The sequence below is a fragment of the Halomonas sp. WWR20 genome, from assembly GCF_054602495.1.
The window spans coordinates 1-19,593 of sequence record NZ_JBTRHR010000001.1; the positions used below are offsets into that span (position 1 = coordinate 1).

The following is a 19,593-nucleotide window of genomic DNA, read 5'->3' on the forward strand; positions in this document are numbered from 1 at the left end:
TCACTACGTCATGGTGCCGTACGCCGACTTCAACCTGCTCAAGTTTCCCGATCGCGATCAGGCCATGGCCCAGATTCGCGACCTGACCATGCTCAGCGATATTCTGCCGACCGGCTTTCATGGTGCACTCAATGCCAAGGTTGGCGTGGGGTCGACGGTGTACGTAGCGGGTGCCGGCCCGGTAGGCCTGGCCGCTGCGGCTTCGGCCCGCCTGCTGGGCGCCGCCGTGGTCATGATCGGTGACTTCAATCCACAACGCTTGGAACATGCCCGCAAGATGGGCTTCGAGCCAGTGGATCTCAGCCAGCACGATCGACTCGGCGAAATGATCGCGGCGATCGTCGGCGAGCCCCAGGTGGACAGCGCCATCGATGCGGTCGGCTTCGAGGCGGTGGGCCATGGCGGCAAGGAACAACCCGCCGTGGTCTTGAACCAGATGATGGAAGTGACCCGCGAGGCGGGGTCGATCGGCATTCCCGGGCTGTACGTCACCGAGGACCCCGGGGCCACCGAGAAGGCGGCCCAGAGCGGCAATCTGAGCCTACGCTTCGGACTGGGCTGGGCCAAGGCCCACTCCTTCCATACCGGGCAGACGCCGGTGGTGCAGTACAACCGTCAGCTGATGCAGGCGATCCTGCACGGACGGCTCAACATTGCCGAGATCGTCAATGCACAAGTGATTTCTTTGGAAGATGCGCCGCAGGGTTACCAGCAGTTCGATTCCGGCGTGGCGAGCAAGTTCGTGCTGGATCCGCATGGGCTGCTGGGGGCGGCTTAACAGCGAAAACGTACCGGCCTGAGTTAGAAATTTGGGACGCAATGCAGATCAGCCCTCATGACTGTTTGCCATGAGGGCTGACTTCGTTCTTGCTCTCGAATTGCACCCCGCGTCTGAAGAGTCGCGAGCGCAGGCGATTTCCTCTAGAAGTCGACGACTAGATTGCCCTTCGGCCGACTGCAGCAGGACAGGATATAACCTTCTTCGATATCCTCTTCGGTAATGCCGCCGTTGTGATCCATTTCCACTTCACCGGATTTGAGCCCGACGCGACATGTGCCGCATATCCCCATGCCACATGCCTTGGGTATATGCAGCCCCAGCTTCGATGCAGCCGCATGTACCGTCTCGCCAGGCTGGACACGTACGCTTTTCCCCGAGCCGGCGAACTCAACGCTGATCAGATCTGCGTAATCGATGTCTTCAGCCGCTGCCTCGGCCTGTTCGGCCAGCTCCAGCACGTCTTCACGCACATCCAGGGGAGTCGCCCCAAACGACTCTTCGTGATAATGGCTCATGTCGAAGCCATTGCTACGCAGAATATTCTTGATGGCATTCATGTACGGCGTAGGACCGCAACAGAAAATCTCTCTCTCAAGAAAATCGGGCGCCATCAATTCCAGCATTGGCTGCGTCAGGTAGCCACGGTAACCGGCCCACGCCTCGCCGATGTCCTCCTTGTTTTCACATACGATATGCAGCTTGAACTCGGGTATGCGCGAAAACATATGCACGAGTTCGCGATGATAAATGACATCGCGTGGTGCCCTGGCACTGTGAATGAATTCGACATCGACATTGGCATTGGTGTCGAAAAACCAACGCGTCATCGACATCAATGGCGTGATGCCCACCCCACCGGAAAGGAGCAGGACTTTATCGGCAGGAAAGTCTATTGAGTTGAAGTTGCCGACCGGCCCATGTACCACCAGTTCATCGCCGACTTTGAGATTTTCATGCAACCAATTGGATACCTTGCCGCCCGGGATCCGCTTGACGGTGATCGAGAAGCTGTAGGGAATGGATGGCGAACTGGAGATGGTATACGAGCGCATGATCGGCTCGTTCTCGATCTCCAGTTCCAGGGTGACGAATTGCCCCGGTTTGAAAAAGAACAGTACAGGCTGCTCTGCCATGAAGCAGAACGTGCTTACATCCCAGGTTTCCTGAATCACCTTGACGCAGCGTACCGAGTGGCGACCGTTGGTCCAGGTCTGGGTCGTGACCGGATTGAAGAAGTTCATTGTCATCGTTATCTCTGCCTGGCAGTGCCGTGGCTATGCCCACACCGTCCCGTAATGCTCACACGGTCCAGCGCCCTCTCATGCTCGCATTCTGGGTACGCGCCAAACGGCTGGCTTGTCTGTCAGCGACACGCACATGTCTCCTGCCCCCACTCCCTGACAGAGACCGGGCTTTCAAGTCGCCGCTACACCACCTGAGGTCGCGAATAGACAATTGACCAGCTTAGGCATGTACCACAATCGGCCAACAACTACAGTCGCCAGATGCCGCCATGCGCCAATGCCAGGCCTTGTACGACAACAACATCAACCCTTAACTGCATCGCCGTTCTCGCGGGGAGGCGGCGTTCCAAAAGGATATTTGGTATGGACCTGATAGCTTCTCACAAACTGGACGATCCCTTGGCCACGGCTCGCGAGGCGACTGCCGACATGCTGCAGAACAGGGCTCGCACCTTTTCGCTTCCCCAGCCGTTCTACGGCGATGCCAGACTGTTCGCTCTCGATATGCAGGAAATTTTCGAAAAAGAGTGGTTGTTCGCCGGCATGACATGCGAAATCCCCGCCAAGGGCAACTTCATGACGCTCGATGTAGGAGATAATCCGATCGTCATCGTGCGCGGCAGCGAGGGGCAGATCCATGCCTTTCACAATGTCTGCCGTCATCGCGGCTCCCGCCTTTGCGTGAAGGACAAGGGCAAGGTGGCCAAGCTGGTCTGCCCCTACCATCAGTGGACCTACGAGCTCGATGGCCGGCTGCTGTTCGCCGGCAGCGACATGGGTAGTGACTTCGACCTTGCCAGCTATGGCCTGAAACCGGTCAGCGTACGTACGGCCGGCGGCTTCATCTTCATCAACCTGAGCGAGAATCCGCCGGCCATCGACGATTTCCTGGTGACACTGGAGCATTATCTCGAGCCGTACCAGATGGGTAACGTCAAGGTGGCCGTGGAATCGAGCATCGTCGAGCAGGCTAACTGGAAGCTGGTGATCGAGAACAACCGCGAGTGCTATCACTGCAACGGCGCCCATCCTGAGTTGCTCAATTCGTTGCAGGAGTTCGACGACACCGAAGACCCACGCGCCACGGCGGATTACAAGTCGCTGGTCTCTCGCAAGCAGTCGGACTGGGACACCGAGCAGGTACCCTGGCAGCTCAAGCGCTTCGGCAAGCGCAACCGTCTGACCCGTACTCCACTTCTGGACGGCATCGTGTCGATGACCATGGATGGACAGCCGGGCTGCAAGAAGCTGATGGGGCGCTTGACGAGCCCGGACATGGGGTCGCTGCGCATCCTGCACTTGCCCAATTCCTGGAACCATTTCATGGGCGATCATGCCATTGTGTTCCGCGTACTGCCGCTGGGCCCGCAGCAGACGATGGTCACCACCAAGTGGCTGGTACACAAGGATGCCGTCGAAGGCGTCGACTATGATCCCGAGCAGCTTCGCCGGGTGTGGGACGCCACCAACGACCAGGACCGGCGTCTGGCCGAAGAGAACCAGCGCGGCATCAACTCGAAGGCCTACCAGCCCGGCCCCTACTCCACGACCTATGAATTCGGCGTCATCGATTTCATCGACTGGTACGCTGAGCGCATGTTGGAAAACCTGAAACAGGACACGCCGACCCTGCATCTGGCACAAGGCTGAGATTCTCTCGTCCATTACCTGGCCCGCCTTTGTGGGCCAGGCTTTCTTAGGCGGAAGTTGGTATTAACAACCCGACGAGCGAAGGTCAGCGTAACTCGGGGAGCAAAAAACGCTCGATAGCCTGTCGTACTGACGGCAGCATGATATCGCTCCGCTCCATCAGGTCGTGGATCAACGCCTCCAATTCCGGCACGCCGCCCTCGATATACTTGCGTCGTGCCATGCGCGCGCAAGTATCAGGACAAGCATCCTCGGGAATGCGAATACCCAGCGCCACCAGTCGCGCCCGGAAATCGTCACCATCGATCAACTCGACAATCATCATGGTTGAGTCCTCTTGTTATTGTCGCCTGGCTAACACACCCATGAAGTGTAACGGCACTCGATAGGCGATGCGCCTCCCAGCGCGGCGGCAGCTACGCCGATGTCGGTTTCAAACAACTGCGGCTTGCCGTCTCATCCAAGAATGAAAGGCAGCCGTACCTACCGCAATGGCGTATGACTTACACAACAACAAAAGAGGACAACTTATGGACCATGAGGATCCGCTCCTGGCTCCTGGCCAGGACAACAAGCAAGTCATGGGGCTGGACTTTCATAACCCCGTCTTCCCGCTTTCCGCTGTCGCCATTCTGCTGTTCATCGTCTATGCCTTAGTCTATCCCGATGCCGCCAGTGCTCAACTGGGGCTGGCCAAGACCTGGTCGATCGAACACTTCGATTGGCTATTCATGATTGCCGGCAACATCTTCGTGGTGTTCTGCATCGTATTGATCTGCCTACCGGTAGGGAATATCCGCCTGGGCGGCAAGGGCGCCAAGCCGGAATTTTCCCGCATGTCCTGGTTCGCCATGCTGTTCGCGGCGGGCATGGGTATCGGATTGATGTTCTGGAGCGTTGCCGAGCCGGTCGCCTATTACACCGACTGGTACGGCACCCCCCTGAACACTCCCGCCGGTACGCCGGAAGGCGCCAGCGCGGCTATGGGAGCAACGATGTTCCACTGGGGACTGCATCCTTGGGCCATTTATGCCGTGGTGGGGCTGTCGCTGGCGTTCTTCGCCTATAACAAGGGATTGCCACTGACGCTTCGCTCAGCGTTCTATCCTTTGCTCGGCGAGCATACGCGCGGCTGGGCAGGCCATATCGTCGATATCCTTGCCGTTCTGGCGACCATCTTCGGTCTGGCCACCTCGCTCGGCTTCGGTGCCTCCCAAGCGGCAGGCGGCCTGGCCTATCTTTTCGATGTCCCCAATACCATCGGCACGCAGTTGGCCATCATCGTCGTCGTGACCGTTCTCGCCCTGATCTCGGTGTGGCGTGGCATCGATGGTGGGGTCAAGCTGTTCTCGAACATCAACATGGTGATCGCCGCGGCGCTACTGCTCTTCGTGGTCGTAGCCGGCCCCACCTTGGCGATCATTGCGGGAATTGGCACCACCACCATGGATTACCTGAGCCATCTCCTGCCGCTGTCGAACTGGATCGGCCGAGACGATGAAACGTGGTACCACAGCTGGACGATCTTTTATTGGGCCTGGTGGATCTCCTGGTCACCGTTCGTCGGCATGTTCATCGCCCGGGTATCACGTGGGCGCACGGTACGCGAGTTCCTGATCGCCGTGCTGCTGGTACCGACACTGGTCACCCTGGTGTGGATGAGCGCGTTTGGCGGTACTGCACTGTATCAGGCGGCCAACGGTGTCGGTGAGCTGTCCAACGGCATTGGCGACGTCTCGCTGGCAATGTTCCATATGCTCGAGCAGTTGCCACTGACCGGCCTGACCTCGACGCTGGCCATCATTCTGGTTCTGGTGTTCTTCATCACCTCGTCGGATTCCGGCTCGCTGGTCATCGATAACATCACCGCCGGCGGCAAGACGGATGCCCCCAAGAGTCAGCGCGTATTCTGGGCCACGCTGGAAGGCGCCATCGCCGGTGTCCTGCTATATGGCGGCGGCAGCACGGCGCTTGGCGCACTTCAGGCTGGCGCCGTGGCGACGGGGCTCCCCTTCACTCTAGTGCTGCTGGTGATGTGCTTCAGCCTGTATGTGGGACTTCACAAGGAACGGCGGCAACTGGCGACAACACCGAAGGCCACTTCGCTGCGGGAAGCCAAGTAACGTCAAAGTGGCATCCGACCGCCAGCCCATTGCTGGCGGTCGGCTTTTAATCGACCAGGACTCAGTGCAATGCGAAAGAGCTCCTATCGGCGTGGCCTTGCCATGGTTTTTACCGGTATCGTCTTCCTCAGCTTCGACAGCCTGCTGATACGCCTCGCCGGTACGGAAGGCTGGAACATTGTGTTTTGGCGTGGCCTATTCATGTTCTGTGCGCTTGGGCTGGCAAGTTGTTCTGGAGAGAGACTGACCACGCTGCGAGCAAACGCCAGGGCTTCTCTGGCATCCGCCGTGCTTCTCGGCCTGATTTCCAGTCTCTTCGTGCTCGCCGTCATGCACGCCAGCGTGGCCAACGTTGTCGTCATCTTAAGCTCTGCCCCGTTATTTGCCGCCCTGTTCTCTCGCGTGTTCCTGCGTGAGCAGATACCTTTCAGAACTCTGCTGACGATCGTTGCATGCATATGCAGCATGCTGCTGGTATTCGTGGGGTCGGAGTCTGGTGGCATGCTCGAAGGCAATCTCTATGCCCTGGCAGCCGCCGCCGCTGTGGGTGGCAACCTGACCCTGCTGCGTCGCTATCCCTCGATAGACCGCATCCCGCTCATCGCAGGGGGAGGTCTCCTGTCTGCAGCGATTGCCTTACCCATGGCTCACCCTCTAGCACTCAGCGGCCAAAGCTATAGTGTGCTGGCCCTCATGGGATTACTGCAGATGCCGCTGGCGACCGTACTCATCAACAATGCGACTCGCTATCTTCCCTCGGCCGAGGTAGCACTGTTTTATCTGGTTGAAACCGTACTCGGTACGCTCTGGGTCTGGTGGCTTCTGGGGGAGTCGCCCACGGCATCAAGTATGCTCGGAGGTAGCGTGATCATCATGGCACTGCTGGTTCATGCGTGGATTGGATTGCGCCGGGAAGGCACAACCGCACGGCATCACAAAGCCAGTATCCTGACGAAAAGCCCCACCTGAACACGGCGGGGCACATCATTGTCTCCTTAGCCAGACTATCGCCATCAGCGCAGCACGCCCTCTTCCTTGAGCAGGGCGAATATCGCTTCGGCCCCCTGCTCCGGCGACACATCGCTGAGCAGCTGTCCGCCACCGCTTTCCGCCTTGGCTGCTGCCGCCTTGAAGCGATCACGGGCCGAGGAAGATTTGACGATCTTGAGTCGCCTGGGTCGCTTGCGCGCCGGCTGTACCTGCCACTCGGCCTGTAACTCATCCATCACGCTGGCACAGGCATACGTATCGAACTCACCGCGTCGTGCTGGGCCGAACGCGCTTTGGCGCGCGGCCGGTGCGCTGCTATCCACCGTCGCAATGGCCGGCAAGCGGACACGCAAGCGACGCCGTTTGCCTCGCGGCAATGCCTGCAGCACCGTAGCGACACCATGATCGACGCTTTCCACTGCCGCCAGCCCGCTGATCACCGGCCATCCCAGCGCCTCGGATAGAAGGTACGGTACCAGACCCGAGCCTTCTCCCGTCTCGGCACGCGTCCCCGTGAGCACCAGTTGCGGGGCAGCGTCGCGCAGTGTCTTGACCAATGCCGGGACGACATCGGCCCCTGACGCCTGCTTGATCAGGTTCACCTCGCCAATGCCCATGCCCAGATAGCTGCGTAGGGCCTCTTCATTGTCAGTATCATTGACGCTGGCATGGACCAGGCGGACGGCGGCGCCACGCAAGGTCAGCGCCATTTCCACCGCCCGGGCATCCTGATCGGCGCGCCGTGCACGCGCCGTCAACGGATGGCGTCCCACCGACACCAGGACGGCAACATTGAGCCCAGCGTCGTCCGATGACTTGGCGTTATGCGGCATCGCGGTTCTCCTGCTGTTGTTCTCGATCACGCTCAATCCGTGCCACTAGGGCGGCAAGAATTTCTCCGGCGTCGCCGATCACGGCGAGATCGGCGCGCTTGACCATGTCACAGCCCTCATTGAGGTTGATGGCCACAACCTTGTCACAGCTCTGGATGCCCTGAAGATGCTGTATGGCGCCGGAGATGCCCACCGCCACGTAGACTCGCGCGGAAACCCAAGTGCCGGTGGCGCCAACCTGGCGATCCCGCGGCATGAAGCCGTCATCGACCGCCACGCGCGAAGCGCCCTTGGTCGCGCCAAGCACTTGAGCGGCGCGATGATAGCCCTCCCAATCCTTAACGCCATTGCCAGCCGACAGAATGAATTCCGCCTCGGCCAGCGCCACACTGGCCGGATCGACGGCGACCTCGCCCATGTCCTCGATACGACCGAGCACCTCGGGCAGCGCCTGGGTCAGTTCGATCGGCTGGGCGGCATGGCGCGTCTCGCTGACCGGTTCGGCACACTCCGCCAGTGCCAGAGCCACGCGCGGCAGGTTGCGTGAGATATCACTTCTGCCAGCTGCACCGCGTGCCGTACAACGCCATCCGGTGTCGCTGTCGGTGTCCGTCTCGACCTGCCAGACCTGGGTCGCCGGACGCTCACCCAGTCGCACGGCCAGCCGCCGGCCCAGTTCGCCTCCACCGAGTGGGGAATCGGGCAACAGCCAGTAGCGTGGCGCCAGCTCGCGTTCGACACTTTGCAGCGCAGCAATACGCACTTCCGGCAGGTAGCCCGAGAATTCCTCGCCCTCCATATGCAGCAAGCGGTCGACACCGGCCTCGTCGAAGGTCGACTCTTTAAGCTCGCCGCTACCCTCGCCTGCCTTGTGTGCTCCGAAGACAATCGCCAGTACCGCTCCCGGCCGTTCGGGATCGGCATCGGCCAGTTGCCGTGCCAGCCCCAACACGTCACGGTCATGCGAGGAGAGACGACCACCCGGCATGTCGGGCACCACGGCGACCAGAAATGCCGGTGTCTCGATCTCGACGCGGCGGCGCGTGTCCTTGGGCTGCGCCTGACGGCCGCCGGACTGCATTGCAGCCTGCTGCGCGCCACTGCGATCGATACGCTTGATACCGTTGGGGCCGATGAACCCCACGGCACGCGGATTGCGGCGTGTCAGTCCGTTGGGCCCCATCCATTCGCTGGGCGAAGCGCCGCCGCCCAATTCCGCGAGCACCTCGAGATGCTCGGGATGCAGGCGGTTACGAGCGATCCATTCCTTGCGCGGATCACGACGTAGAATCTCGCTCATAGCGTCACCTCCTCCGCAGTACGGCGTGCCTGCCCAGCCGTGTCGTCCCGCGATGCCTTCTCCATCGGTGCCTCGATAGTCAATGCATCGGCGACCAGTTCGGCGATATCCTTGATTTCGGCTTTCGCTGGAGCGCCCGACGACGCGCTACTGGGCGCCACCACACCTTCGAGCATCGCCGTGCATTGCGGACAGCCCACGGCAACCAGTTCGGCGCCGGTCTCGCGCACATCGTTCATGCGCATATCGGGAATGCGCTGCTTGCCGGGAATGTCGGTAATCGGCGCGCCGCCACCGCCGCCGCAGCAGCGCGAGCGGTAACCCGAGCGAGCCATCTCCTGAACCTCGATACCCAGCGCCTTGAGTACCTCGCGCGGCGCTTCGTATTCGCCGTTGTAGCGGCCCAGGTAGCACGGGTCGTGATAGGTCACGCTGCCGCCCTTCCAGGCCTTCAGTGACAGCTTGCCGCTCTCGATCAGTTGGTTGAGATAGGTACTGTGGTGGAACACCTCGTAGTTCCCGCCCAACTCACCGTATTCATTCTTGAGCACATGGAAACTGTGCGGATCGCAGGTGACGATGTGCGTAAAGCGATACTGCCCGAGGGTGGCAATGTTGCGCTTGGCCAATGATTGGAAGGTCGCCTCATCACCCAGGCGCCGCGCCACGTCGCCGCTGTCGCGCTCCTCATTTCCGAGCACGGCGAAGTCGACCTTGGCGGCATGCAGTACGGTCACCAAGGCACGCAGCGTTCTCTGATTTCGCATGTCGAAGACGCCGTCGCCCAACCACAAGAGCACCTCGGCTTCATGCTTGTCAGCCATCAGCGGAAGGTTGAGATCCGCCGCCCAGTGCATGCGCGAGCTAGGATCGAAACCGCCGGGATTGTCAGTCGCGATCAGGTTGTCGAGCACTTCGGCGCCCTTGTTGGGGGTATTCCCGTGCTCGAGGGTCAGGAACCGGCGCATGTCGACGATGGCATCGACGTGCTCGATCATCATCGGGCACTCCTCGACGCAGGCGCGGCAGGTGGTGCACGACCACAGCGTCTCGGCATCGACCAGGGCCTTACCCTGTCGACTGACGATCGGGCCGTGCGGGCTGCCGGCGTGCTCGCCCACCGGCTTGCCTGGATAGGGTGAGCCGGCGTAGCGGGCATCGCTGCCACCGGTCATGCCGACGACCATGTCCTGAATGACCTTCTTGGGGTTGAGCGGTTGGCCGGCGGCGAACGCTGGGCACGCCGCCTCGCAGCGTCCGCACTGCACGCAGGCATCGAAGCCCAGCAATTGGTTCCAGGTGAAATCGGCCGGCTTCTCCACGCCCAACTTCGTCGCGGGATCTTCCAGACGCAGCGCCTTGAGCCCCGTGGAGCGCCCTTCACCGCCCTGCTTGTCCGAAAAGCGCTCGGGACGACGATGAAAGGCGAGGTGTAGCGCGCCGGCAAAGGCATGCTTCATCGGCCCGCCCCAGGTCATGCCGAAGAACAGCTCGCCCAGGCCCCAGGCCACTACGCCGGCCAGCACTACAGCCAGAACCCAGGAGCCCGTCCCTTGTAAAAAGCCATCCGGCAGCACGCCGGCCGTCGGCAGAGTGACCAGGAACACGCCCAGCGAAAAGGCGATCAGGCTCTTGGGCAGACGCATCCAGGGGCCTTTCGACAGCCGCGGCGGGGGATTGCGGCGACGCTTGGCGACGAACACACTCCCGACGAACATGCAGGTCGTGGCGGCCAGCAGCGCCCAGGCCAGAATCGTGCTTTCCAACCCGAAGCCGTGCACGACGATGGCCAGCAAGGCGGCCAGCACGAAGCCACCAGCCGTGGCGACGTGAGTGTTGGACATCGCCTTGTCACGCGCGACGACATGATGCAAATCGACCAGATAGCGCCGTGGCATCGCCGCCAGCCCCCGCATGAGCGGGACCGGCGAGGGCCGCCCCTGGCGCCATAGGCGAACGCGGCGCACGGCACCGATCGCCGCCAGCGCCAGGGCGGAAAAGATCAGGATTGGAAGGATTGTCTCGAGCATCTCACTCTCCCATTGCAGGGTTGGAGCGAAACGAAGTCGAGCGACGACCAGGCAAGGCAAAAATCGACGAAAAAGCGGAGTTTACTAGTGTAAATGAGCATTTTAAGTCGATTTTTAACGCCGCATGGCCGAGCGCAGACCGTTTCGACCAGGCCTGTCAGAAGTCTTTGCATAACCGCAGCGCATCGTAGATCGCGGCGTGCGTATTACGCGGCGCCGTGCAATCGCCCAACCGGAACAGCAGGTAACCCTCGCCACTCTCCGACAGGCACGGCTGAGGCTGGATCGCGTACAGCGCCTCGATATCGATCTGCCCCTTGTTGCGCGACTGCCCCTTGAGGGCGTAGTACAACGATTCGTCGGGGCGTACGCCGTTCTCGACGACGATCTGGTCGACGACGCGCTCCTCCTGGGCACCGGTGTATTCGTTCTCCAGCACCGCCACCAGCGAGTCGCCCTCGCGATACACCTTATGCAGCGCCAAGTCGGAGGTCATGATCACCTCCTTCTCGTAGAGGCTGCGGTAATAGGTCGGGAACGTGGTGCCACCCACCGCTGCACCGGGCTTGATATCGTCGGTGACGATTTCGACCTTGGCGCCTTTGTCGGCCAGGTAGTCGGCCGCCGACACGCCAGCGAACTCGCAGATGGTGTCGTAGATCAGCACGTTCTTGCCCGGCTCCACGGCGCCGCTGAGGATGTCCCAGGTGCTGACCACCAGGCTCTCTTCGCGCAACTCGGCATATCCCCACTCGGGCACCTGCGACAGGAACGGCTGCCCGCCGGTCGCCAGTATCACGATATCCGGGCGCAGGTCGGCGATCGTCGCATCGTCGGCACGGGTGCCCAGGCGCTGATCGACGCCAAGACGCGCCAGCTCCAACTGATACCAGCGGGTGATGCCGGCGATCTGGTCACGCTGCGGTGCCTTCGAGGCCAGGGTGATCTGCCCACCGAGTTGCTCGGCCGCTTCGAACAGGGTGACGTCGTGGCCGCGTTCGGCGCTGACGCGCGCCGCCTCCATGCCGCCGGGGCCACCGCCGACCACGACCACCTTGCGCTTGGGTCCCTCGCTCTTCTCGACGATGTGCGGCACGCCCATGTATTCGCGCGAGGTCGCGGCGTTCTGGATGCACAGCACGTCGAGCCCCTGATACTGGCGGTCGATGCAGTAGTTGGCCCCCACGCACTGCTTGATCTGGTCGACCTGGTCCATCTTGATCTTGGCGATGAAGTGCGGATCGGCGATATGCGCGCGGGTCATGCCCACCAAGTCGACGTAGCCACCCTCGAGAATGCGTTGCGCCTGGTTGGGATCCTTGATGTTCTGGGCATGGATCACCGGTACGCTGACCACTTCCTTGATTCCCGCCGCCAGGTGCAGGAAGGGCTCCGGCGGATAGGCCATGTTGGGAATCACGTTGGCCAGCGTATTGTGCGTATCGCAGCCCGAGCCGACCACGCCGAAGAAATCGACCATTCCGGTCGCATCGTAATAGGCGGCAATCTGCTTCATGTCGTCATGGGTCAGGCCGTCCGGGTGGAATTCATCGCCGGTGATGCGCATGCCGACCACGAAATTGTCGCCGACCTCGGCACGTACCGCCTTGAGCACTTCCATGCCGAAACGCATGCGGTTCTCGAAGCTACCGCCCCATTCGTCGGTACGCTTGTTGACGCGCGGGCTCCAGAACTGGTCGATCAGGTGTTGGTGCACGGCGGACAGTTCGACGCCATCCAGTCCACCTTCCTTGGCGCGCCTTGCTGCCTGGGCGAAGTCGCCGACGATGCGCCAGATGTCCTCTTCCTCGATGGTCTTGCAGGTCGAGCGGTGCACCGGCTCGCGGATGCCCGACGGCGACACCAGGGTCGACCAGTTGAAGCCATCCCAGCGTGAACGGCGACCCATATGGGTAATCTGAATCATGATCTTGCCGCCGTGCTTGTGTACCGCATCGGCAAGATTCTGGAAATGCGGAATGATGCGATCGGTCGACAGGTTGACCGAACTCCACCAGGCTTGCGGACTGTCGATGGATACGATCGACGAGCCGCCGCAGATGCACAGACCGCAGCCGCCCTTGGCCTTCTCCTCGTAATATTTGACGTAGCGCTCGGTGGTCATGCCGCCATCGGTGGCATAGACCTCGGCGTGTGCAGTGCTGACCACGCGGTTGCGGATGGTCTGGTTGCCGATCTTAATCGGCTGAAACAATGCCTCGAAAGCCATCTCGACAGTCCTCAGTTCGCAGGCGTGACAACAAACAGGCCATGATCGTGGCCTTCTTCGGCGGCGCTCTGAACCTGCTCGGCGACGGTGCGCAAGTTGCTTCCCCAGGCGCTGAGGATCTGGTCCATGGCGCCCGCGAACCAGCCGGTGAACATGTATTCGACCTTTCTATCGACCTTGCCAAGCTGGTAGACGAAGGCACTATGCTCCAGGCGCACCCGTGCCGTCCCCGCTTCCAGGTCGATCTGTTCGGTGATGAACCTCCCCCAGCCACGCTGCGACAGGCGCGTCATGTAGTGCTCGAACACCGCCACGCCGCTCAGGCCGTGCAGTTCGGCTTCCTTCTCGCACCAGTGCCAGGCACTCTTGTAACCGGCGTCATAGAGAATCTCGGCGTACTTGTCGGCACCCAGCGCCTCTTCCACGGCGACGTGATTGTTGATGAAGAAGTGGCGCGGCACGTAGAGCATCGGCAGGGCATCGGTGGTCCACACGCCGGTGTCCGAGTCCACTTCAATAGGCAATTCAGGGGCCATCTTGGTCACGGTGTTTTACCTCTGAAACGGTTGTTCTTGTAAAAGCGATTCGGCTCAGGCGCCCCATACCTCTTTTAAAATGCGTACCCAGTTCTCGCCCATGATCTTGCGTACCTGGGTGTCGGAAAGGCCGCGCTTGAGCAGCGCTTCGGTCAGATTGGGGAACTCACCAATGGTGCGAATGCCCAGCGGGTTGACGATCTTGCCGAAGTTGGTGAGGCGGCGGGCGTAGCCCTTGTCGTGGGTCAGCCACTCGAAGAAGTCCTGGCCATGGCCTTGGGTGAAGTCGGTGCCGATACCGATGGCATCCTCACCGACGATGTTCATCACGTACTCAATGGCTTCGCAGTAGTCGTCGATGGTCGAATCGATGCCTTTCTTGAGAAATGGCGCGAACATGGTCACGCCGACGAAACCGCCATGCTCGGCAATGAACCTGAGTTCCTCGTCGGACTTGTTACGCGGGTGTTCCTTGAGGCCGGAGGGCAGGCAGTGCGAGTAGCAGACCGGCTTTTGTGATTCGAGAATGACTTCCTCGGAGGTCTTGGCACCGACATGCGACAGGTCGCACATGATGCCCACGCGATTCATTTCGGCGACGATCTCGCGACCGAAGCCGGACAGTCCGCCGTCGCGCTCGTAGCAACCGGTGCCGACCAGATTCTGGGTGTTGTAGCACATCTGCACGATACCCACGCCGAGCTGCTTGAAGACCTCGACGTAACCGAGCTGGTCCTCGAAGGCATGGGCATTCTGGAAGCCGTAGATGATGCCGGTCTTGCCCTCTTCCTTGGCCCGGGTGATGTCCGCCGTGGTGCGCACCGGACGTACCAGATCGCTGCACTCGGCCATCAACTTGTTGGAAGCCACGATGTTATCGACCGTGGCCTGGAACCCTTCCCACACCGATACGGTGCAGTTGGCCGCGGTCAGCCCGCCCCGGCGCATATCCTCGAGCAGTTCGCGGTTCCATTTGGCGATGATCAGGCCATCGATGACGATGGCATCGTCGTGCAGTTCGGCAGGGGTCATGGCTACGCTCCAAGCGGTGACTTATGCGGGGAGCATAGCCCTGCCTCGCTATCGTTCGGCGCTTGGAAGCGACGGTAAAAATCTCAAAAGCGTCATTGTTGCGTAAACACGACAGCCGACTACGACACGGGAAAGAATTGCGTGATGTCAGACAGAGGCTGACCGAGCAGGCGATGCTGCCCTCAGGTTCGGGCAGCACGCATGATTGCAGGGATACAGGCTTGGACCAGGTCATCAATTCAATAGCGGGACGCTGGCAAAGGTAGGCTCGCCTTGCGCATGGGAAAGCGCCAGCAAGGCACTGGAGACAGGTTCATTGGCGAGAGGCTCGGTCGCCCATGACTTGGTCGCGTACGGGCAACCTCCATCGCGTCCCTGTCGGCTTCGGACACCAGAGCGCTCATCTCGCGGCGGTACGCCGAAATACTCGCGATAACACTTCGAGAAATGAGGCGTCGAGACGAAGCCACATACCGAGGCGACCTCGATGATCGATAGCGAGGTCTGTTTCAGCAACTGACGTGCCCGCACCAGGCGCAACTTGAGGTAATAGCGCGAGGGGGAGCAATGCAGGTACTTCTGAAAAAGCCTCTCGAGCTGGCGCCGAGAGACACTGACGTAACTGGCCAATTCATCGAGCTCGATCGGCTCTTCGAGGTTGGATTCCATCAATGCGACGATTTCCAGCAGCTTGGGCTGGGTCGTGCCCAATACATGCTTGAGTGGAATACGCTGATGATCCTGCTCGTTGCGTACACGCTCATAGATGAACATTTCGGAGATACCCGCCGCGAGCTCACGGCCGTGGTCGCGCTCGATCAGATTCAGCATCATGTCCAGCGGTGCCGTTCCGCCGGACGCCGTGAATCGGTCGCGATCGATGGAGAACAGTCGCGTGGTCAAGACGACCTTGGGGTAAGCCTCTTGCATGGATGCCAGGCACTCCCAATGGGTGCTGGTCTCGTAATGATCAAGGAGCCCCGCCTTGGCCAGGGCCCAGCTTCCCGTGCACACTGCACCCAGCCGGCGCAACTGACGCGACTGAGACTGGAGCCAGTGGATATGCTCACGAGTGACGCTATGCTGCGGGCCGACCCCGCCACATACGACGACCCAGTCGAGTGACAGCGGAATGGTGGTGGATGCGTCGGGGGTTACCTGAAGCCCATCGCTGGCACGTACCGGCGAGCCATCCTGCGTCAGCGTATACCAGCGATACAACTCACGCCCTGCCAACTGATTGGCCATTCGCAACGGCTCTATCGCCGAGGCGAGAGAGATCAGGGTGAAATTATCCAGCAGGAGGAATCCCAGGGTCTGAGGAGCGCCGGAACGACCGGCCGGCGCAGTCGTGCCTGTTGCCTGATTCGATGCCATCTTCGTTATCTCCATCATCTTATTACTCTTGTCGTTTAGACAGGCGTCGCTTGCGCCTCTTGCGCCGTTGTTGTTGTTTTCATATCGGGCCGCAAATGCCTAGGTAGGCCCTACCCCTATGTCGCATATTGGCACGAATACAGGGAGTATTGACGAGACTATTCCTCCCACATGGTCTCAAATGTCGCAAATAGAACACTGAGCGTCGTCAGGATTGGGGTTTTTTACTCTTTGCGTCAAAAACAGATGAGATTGTGATGGATAGTAAATATAGCTATCAGAAAACAGCGGTTTCAGGGACGACCGAATGTCCCGAACGGATCATGCACGCCTGGCGCCGCCCGCCAACCATGGGGGAACAGGAGTAGCACTTACCGGGACGGCTCACATGATGGGAACGATATCGAACCGGCAACAACCACGTACATAAAAAAGCCGGCCCTGAAAGGACCGGCGAGTGGAGGGCTTAAGCCCCCTTCCCCTGACGACAATTACTCTCTGTAGCGTAACGTTACTTTTTACCGTTACGCTTGCTATCGCGGATCACCAGCCAACCCAGCCCGCCCATGAAGGCGATCAATAATCCCACGGCCCCCAGACCGAAAATCACGGCATCGTCCCAGTACATGATCACTCTCCATCGCGGTGTGATGCTGTCACCTTAGTGGGGAATGGCGGGCCCAGGACTGATGTAGATCAAGTTTGGCCATCGCCGCCGGAGCACGCCGGCGCTGGCTTGATCCAGGTCAGGAACTGCCCAGAGTAGAGGGGACCCTTACGGCATTTTGCGATCTTCGAGCTGCGTGTGGCGAATCTCTTCGGCCAGCGGATGCCCTTTGGCCAGCTCAGCGCGCGTCGCCTTACGCAGCGCAAGGACTTCCAGTTCATAGCTTAACGTTTCACCGGCCAGGGGATGGTTGGCATCCACCACGACATGCTGCGTACTCACCTCGAGTACCGTGACGACGCGTGGACCGTCCGGCCCCTGGGCCTGAAAACGCCTCCCCGGCAACACATCATCGCCCCCCGGAAAGGCCGAGCGCGCAATTTGCTGAATCAATGCTTCATCGCGCCGTCCATAGGCCTGCTCGGGCGCCAGGGTGACGCGCAGCGTATCGCCTACGTCGTGATCTTGTAGTGCCTGCTCGAGACCCGCCACAATATTGTCGTGACCGTGCAAATATTCCAGGGGCTTGTCGCGCTGGCGAGAGTCATCGAGTAACGTCCCGCTCGCGTTCTGCAGCGTGTAATGCAGGGTGACGACCTGCTGGGGTGCTATCGGCATGCTTGTCTCCAGAAGGATGGATGCGTTTACGAGCTGCGACGTAACTGGCCAATCGGCAGTTCGAGGCGCTGCTGTTTGTGCAGCATATTGATCAATACGACCGCACGCTCGTCACCTTTCTGGCTTTCGAAGACCGCCTGCAGCTCGCTGAAGGGACCTTCGGCGATTTCCACCATCTCGCCGGGACGGAAGTAGACATTGGCTTCCTGCGCCTCGGGGCTGCGCTGTGCGCACTTCTGCAGCGTTTCGATCAATGCATCGGGTACCGCCAGCGGCTCGCTGCCGAAACTGACCAGGCGGAGTACACCGCGCGTCGAACGGATCGGGCGCCAGTTGCTGGACAGGCGGTCCAGGTGGAGAAACAGATAGTAAGGAAACAGCGGCTCTGCCGCCCAGCAGAGTTTGCCGCGGCGCTTCTTTTGGACTTCAAGTACCGGATGGAAAACCCGGTAGCCTTGATTACTCAGGTGCTCGCTGGCACGAAAGGACTCGCCGCCCTTGCACTGCACCACGTACCAGCGTGGACAGCCGTTCTCATCGGGCGAAGCCGCAGGGTCGCAATGATCCATCATGGTATCTAGCCTTCGTCTTCAGGGTATGCCACGGTACGCAACCAGAAACGTCCCGCGTAGCGGGGCGATATCCTTCACGGCCGTAGGCATTGTCTACCGATACAGGGCATAGCATTGAACAGAGTGATCCAATTGTTACTGTACCGATACTATCATTCGTCCACCCTACGTGTCTGGCCCTTCCAGGGAGCGCTCCGCCGGGTTAGCGCCGTGCGAGGCCGGAATGCGTGAGACCGCCACAACTTCATGGCGAACGGCACTGGGCATCTATACCCAAGCTCCCGTACTGACCATGCTGTTTCTCGGCTTTTCCGCCGGGCTGCCGTTTTTGCTGGTGTTTTCCACCTTGACGGCCTGGCTGCGCGATGTAGGTGTCGAAGTCGCGGCAATCGGCTTCTTTTCGTGGATCGGCATTCTATATTCCATCAAGTTTTTCTGGGCACCGGTCGTCGATCGCCTACCGCTACCGGGGTTGACGCGCGGGTTGGGACAACGCCGCGGCTGGATGCTGCTCGCTCAGGGCATCATTGCCGTCGGGCTGATCGGCCTCTCCGGTCTGACGCCTCAGGGCCATCTCGGCTGGGTCGCCGGCTTTGCGCTGCTGGTCGCCTTCGGCTCGGCCACCCAGGACATCGTCATCGATGCCTACCGCATCGAATCCGCGGTCGAGGAGGTTCAGGCGGCCATGGCCTCGACCTATATCATCGGCTACCGTGGCGGATTGCTGGCCGCCGGTGCCGGCGCCCTGTATATCGCCGATTTGGCGTCGTGGCATGCTGCCTACCTGTCCATGGCCGCCCTGCTGGGCGTGGGCATGCTGACCGTGTTGCTGCGCCCGGAGCCAGCACGCTCTGCCCTGGGCGTCCAGTTGGGTCGTGAGCCGCGAGTCCAGGCTTTCCTGCGTCGCAGTCATGCCTGGCCCCGCCCGGTAAGGCGCCTGACGGCCTGGACATTGGGCGCCGTGGTCTGTCCGTTTACCGACTTCTTCTCGCGCTATGGACGCAGGGCGCTATGGCTCCTGCTGTTCATCGGCGTGTATCGCATCAGCGACCTGTCGATGGCCGCCATGGCCAACCCACTGTATATCGATCTTGGGTTTACCCTCACGGAAATCGCCAATGTGACCAAGGTGTTCGGCATCGCCATGAGCATATTCGGCGGCATCGTCGGCGGGCTGCTGGTCGTGCGTTATGGCGTGGGCCGCATGCTGTTTGTGGGGGCGTTGATGGTGGCCCTGACCAACCTGCTCTTCGTTTTACTGGCCATGTCCGGTCATCAGCTTCCGCTGCTGATCGTCACCATCATGGGCGACAACCTGGCCAACGGCCTGGCCAGCACGGTGTTTATCGCCTTTCTTTCCAGCCTGACGTCACGTGCCTACACGGCCACCCAGTACGCGCTTTTTTCTTCTCTGATGACACTGCCGGGCAAGTTCATCGGCGGCTTTTCCGGCGTTGTAGTCACCGGGATGGGTTACGACACGTTCTTTATGCTAAGCGCCCTGCTGGGCCTGCCTGCCGTATGGCTGGCCTGGCGTATCGCCCGGCACCCGACCTGGACGGCGGAGGTCCACGAGTTGCCCGCTCGGAGCTAGCCCGCCGTGAGCCGAA

At 60.6% G+C, this 19,593-nt stretch carries 17 protein-coding genes; 5 read left to right on the forward strand and 12 right to left on the reverse strand.

Annotated elements, in window-relative coordinates; all coding sequences use genetic code 11:
- On the forward strand, positions 1 to 778 hold a 778-nt coding region (locus tag ACW4DH_RS00005; protein WP_459634295.1), incomplete at its 5' end, for a zinc-binding dehydrogenase.
- 143 nt (positions 779 to 921) lie between these two features.
- Here ACW4DH_RS00005 and ACW4DH_RS00010 read toward each other — a convergent pair.
- Positions 922 to 2,028 (reverse strand): FAD-binding oxidoreductase, encoded by a 1,107-nt coding sequence (locus tag ACW4DH_RS00010; RefSeq protein WP_459634296.1) that lies wholly within the window; start codon positions 2,026 to 2,028, stop codon positions 922 to 924.
- A 360-nt stretch (positions 2,029 to 2,388) separates the two neighbouring features.
- On the opposite strand from ACW4DH_RS00010, the gene ACW4DH_RS00015 reads away from it, so the two are divergent.
- Positions 2,389 to 3,675 (forward strand): aromatic ring-hydroxylating oxygenase subunit alpha, encoded by a 1,287-nt coding sequence (locus ACW4DH_RS00015; RefSeq protein WP_459634297.1) that lies wholly within the window; start codon positions 2,389 to 2,391, stop codon positions 3,673 to 3,675.
- 85 nt (positions 3,676 to 3,760) lie between these two features.
- Here ACW4DH_RS00015 and ACW4DH_RS00020 read toward each other — a convergent pair whose 3' ends face one another.
- Positions 3,761 to 4,000 (reverse strand): hypothetical protein, encoded by a 240-nt coding sequence (locus tag ACW4DH_RS00020; RefSeq protein ID WP_459634298.1) that lies wholly within the window; start codon positions 3,998 to 4,000, stop codon positions 3,761 to 3,763.
- Between the two features lie 205 nt (positions 4,001 to 4,205).
- On the opposite strand from ACW4DH_RS00020, the gene ACW4DH_RS00025 reads away from it, so the two are divergent.
- Together ACW4DH_RS00025 and ACW4DH_RS00030 are read left to right on the forward strand one after the other, a co-directional pair.
- The gene (locus ACW4DH_RS00025; protein ID WP_459634299.1) at positions 4,206 to 5,798 is read left to right on the forward strand and encodes a BCCT family transporter; all 1,593 of its coding nucleotides are present in this window, start codon (positions 4,206 to 4,208) and stop codon (positions 5,796 to 5,798) included.
- Positions 5,799 to 5,867: 69 nt separating this feature from the next.
- Positions 5,868 to 6,767, forward strand: coding sequence for a DMT family transporter (locus ACW4DH_RS00030; RefSeq protein ID WP_459634300.1), 900 nt, complete (start codon positions 5,868 to 5,870; stop codon positions 6,765 to 6,767).
- Positions 6,768 to 6,811: 44 nt separating this feature from the next.
- Here the strand turns inward: ACW4DH_RS00030 and etfB are convergent, their stop codons facing one another.
- The 10 genes from etfB to rfaH form a co-directional block, all read right to left on the reverse strand.
- The gene (gene etfB / locus ACW4DH_RS00035) at positions 6,812 to 7,621 is read right to left on the reverse strand and encodes an electron transfer flavoprotein subunit beta (RefSeq protein WP_459634301.1); all 810 of its coding nucleotides are present in this window, start codon (positions 7,619 to 7,621) and stop codon (positions 6,812 to 6,814) included.
- A complete protein-coding gene (etfA, locus tag ACW4DH_RS00040) occupies positions 7,611 to 8,921 on the reverse strand; it encodes an electron transfer flavoprotein subunit alpha (protein ID WP_459634302.1) in 1,311 nt (436 codons plus the stop codon). The genes etfB and etfA overlap by 11 nt, the downstream gene beginning before the upstream one ends.
- On the reverse strand, positions 8,918 to 10,951 hold the full coding sequence (locus tag ACW4DH_RS00045; RefSeq protein ID WP_459634303.1) for a (Fe-S)-binding protein: 2,034 nt from the start codon (positions 10,949 to 10,951) through the stop codon (positions 8,918 to 8,920). Before ACW4DH_RS00045 ends, etfA begins: the two co-directional genes overlap by 4 nt.
- Positions 10,952 to 11,108: 157 nt before the next feature.
- A complete protein-coding gene (gene dgcA / locus ACW4DH_RS00050) occupies positions 11,109 to 13,181 on the reverse strand; it encodes a dimethylglycine demethylation protein DgcA (protein ID WP_459634304.1) in 2,073 nt (690 codons plus the stop codon).
- An 11-nt stretch (positions 13,182 to 13,192) separates the two neighbouring features.
- Positions 13,193 to 13,726 carry a DUF5943 domain-containing protein gene (locus tag ACW4DH_RS00055; protein ID WP_459634305.1) on the reverse strand — a complete coding sequence of 178 codons (534 nt, stop codon included), beginning with the start codon at positions 13,724 to 13,726 and terminating at the stop codon, positions 13,193 to 13,195.
- Positions 13,727 to 13,771: 45 nt separating this feature from the next.
- On the reverse strand, positions 13,772 to 14,749 hold the full coding sequence (locus tag ACW4DH_RS00060) for a dipeptidase (RefSeq protein ID WP_459634306.1): 978 nt from the start codon (positions 14,747 to 14,749) through the stop codon (positions 13,772 to 13,774).
- Between the two features lie 234 nt (positions 14,750 to 14,983).
- Complete coding sequence (gene gbdR, locus ACW4DH_RS00065) at positions 14,984 to 16,126, reverse strand: choline metabolism transcriptional regulator GbdR (RefSeq protein ID WP_459634307.1); 1,143 nt, start codon at positions 16,124 to 16,126, stop codon at positions 14,984 to 14,986.
- Positions 16,127 to 16,637: 511 nt separating this feature from the next.
- The gene (ccoM, locus tag ACW4DH_RS00070; RefSeq protein WP_459634308.1) at positions 16,638 to 16,754 is read right to left on the reverse strand and encodes a cytochrome c oxidase subunit CcoM; all 117 of its coding nucleotides are present in this window, start codon (positions 16,752 to 16,754) and stop codon (positions 16,638 to 16,640) included.
- A gap of 147 nt (positions 16,755 to 16,901) precedes the next feature.
- Positions 16,902 to 17,411 (reverse strand): FKBP-type peptidyl-prolyl cis-trans isomerase, encoded by a 510-nt coding sequence (locus tag ACW4DH_RS00075; protein WP_459634309.1) that lies wholly within the window; start codon positions 17,409 to 17,411, stop codon positions 16,902 to 16,904.
- 26 nt (positions 17,412 to 17,437) lie between these two features.
- A complete protein-coding gene (gene rfaH, locus ACW4DH_RS00080; protein ID WP_459634310.1) occupies positions 17,438 to 17,983 on the reverse strand; it encodes a transcription/translation regulatory transformer protein RfaH in 546 nt (181 codons plus the stop codon).
- Positions 17,984 to 18,206: 223 nt separating this feature from the next.
- On the opposite strand from rfaH, the gene ACW4DH_RS00085 reads away from it, so the two are divergent.
- A complete protein-coding gene (locus tag ACW4DH_RS00085; RefSeq protein WP_459634311.1) occupies positions 18,207 to 19,577 on the forward strand; it encodes an AmpG family muropeptide MFS transporter in 1,371 nt (456 codons plus the stop codon).
- Positions 19,578 to 19,593: the final 16 nt, after the last annotated feature.

Bases quoted from the DNA above. Each gene is read 5' to 3' on its own strand.
- ACW4DH_RS00010 (WP_459634296.1), bottom strand. From the start codon at position 2,028: ATGACAATGAACTTCTTCAATCCGGTCACGACCCAGACCTGGACCAAC.
- ACW4DH_RS00015 (WP_459634297.1), top strand. From the start codon at position 2,389: ATGGACCTGATAGCTTCTCACAAACTGGACGATCCCTTGGCCACGGCT.
- ACW4DH_RS00020 (WP_459634298.1), bottom strand. From the start codon at position 4,000: ATGATGATTGTCGAGTTGATCGATGGTGACGATTTCCGGGCGCGACTG.
- ACW4DH_RS00025 (WP_459634299.1), top strand. From the start codon at position 4,206: ATGGACCATGAGGATCCGCTCCTGGCTCCTGGCCAGGACAACAAGCAA.
- ACW4DH_RS00030 (WP_459634300.1), top strand. From the start codon at position 5,868: ATGCGAAAGAGCTCCTATCGGCGTGGCCTTGCCATGGTTTTTACCGGT.
- etfB (WP_459634301.1), bottom strand. From the start codon at position 7,621: ATGCCGCATAACGCCAAGTCATCGGACGACGCTGGGCTCAATGTTGCC.
- etfA (WP_459634302.1), bottom strand. From the start codon at position 8,921: ATGAGCGAGATTCTACGTCGTGATCCGCGCAAGGAATGGATCGCTCGT.
- ACW4DH_RS00045 (WP_459634303.1), bottom strand. From the start codon at position 10,951: ATGCTCGAGACAATCCTTCCAATCCTGATCTTTTCCGCCCTGGCGCTG.
- dgcA (WP_459634304.1), bottom strand. From the start codon at position 13,181: ATGGCTTTCGAGGCATTGTTTCAGCCGATTAAGATCGGCAACCAGACC.
- ACW4DH_RS00060 (WP_459634306.1), bottom strand. From the start codon at position 14,749: ATGACCCCTGCCGAACTGCACGACGATGCCATCGTCATCGATGGCCTG.
- gbdR (WP_459634307.1), bottom strand. From the start codon at position 16,126: ATGGCATCGAATCAGGCAACAGGCACGACTGCGCCGGCCGGTCGTTCC.
- ccoM (WP_459634308.1), bottom strand. From the start codon at position 16,754: ATGTACTGGGACGATGCCGTGATTTTCGGTCTGGGGGCCGTGGGATTA.
- ACW4DH_RS00075 (WP_459634309.1), bottom strand. From the start codon at position 17,411: ATGCCGATAGCACCCCAGCAGGTCGTCACCCTGCATTACACGCTGCAG.
- rfaH (WP_459634310.1), bottom strand. From the start codon at position 17,983: ATGATGGATCATTGCGACCCTGCGGCTTCGCCCGATGAGAACGGCTGT.
- ACW4DH_RS00085 (WP_459634311.1), top strand. From the start codon at position 18,207: ATGCGTGAGACCGCCACAACTTCATGGCGAACGGCACTGGGCATCTAT.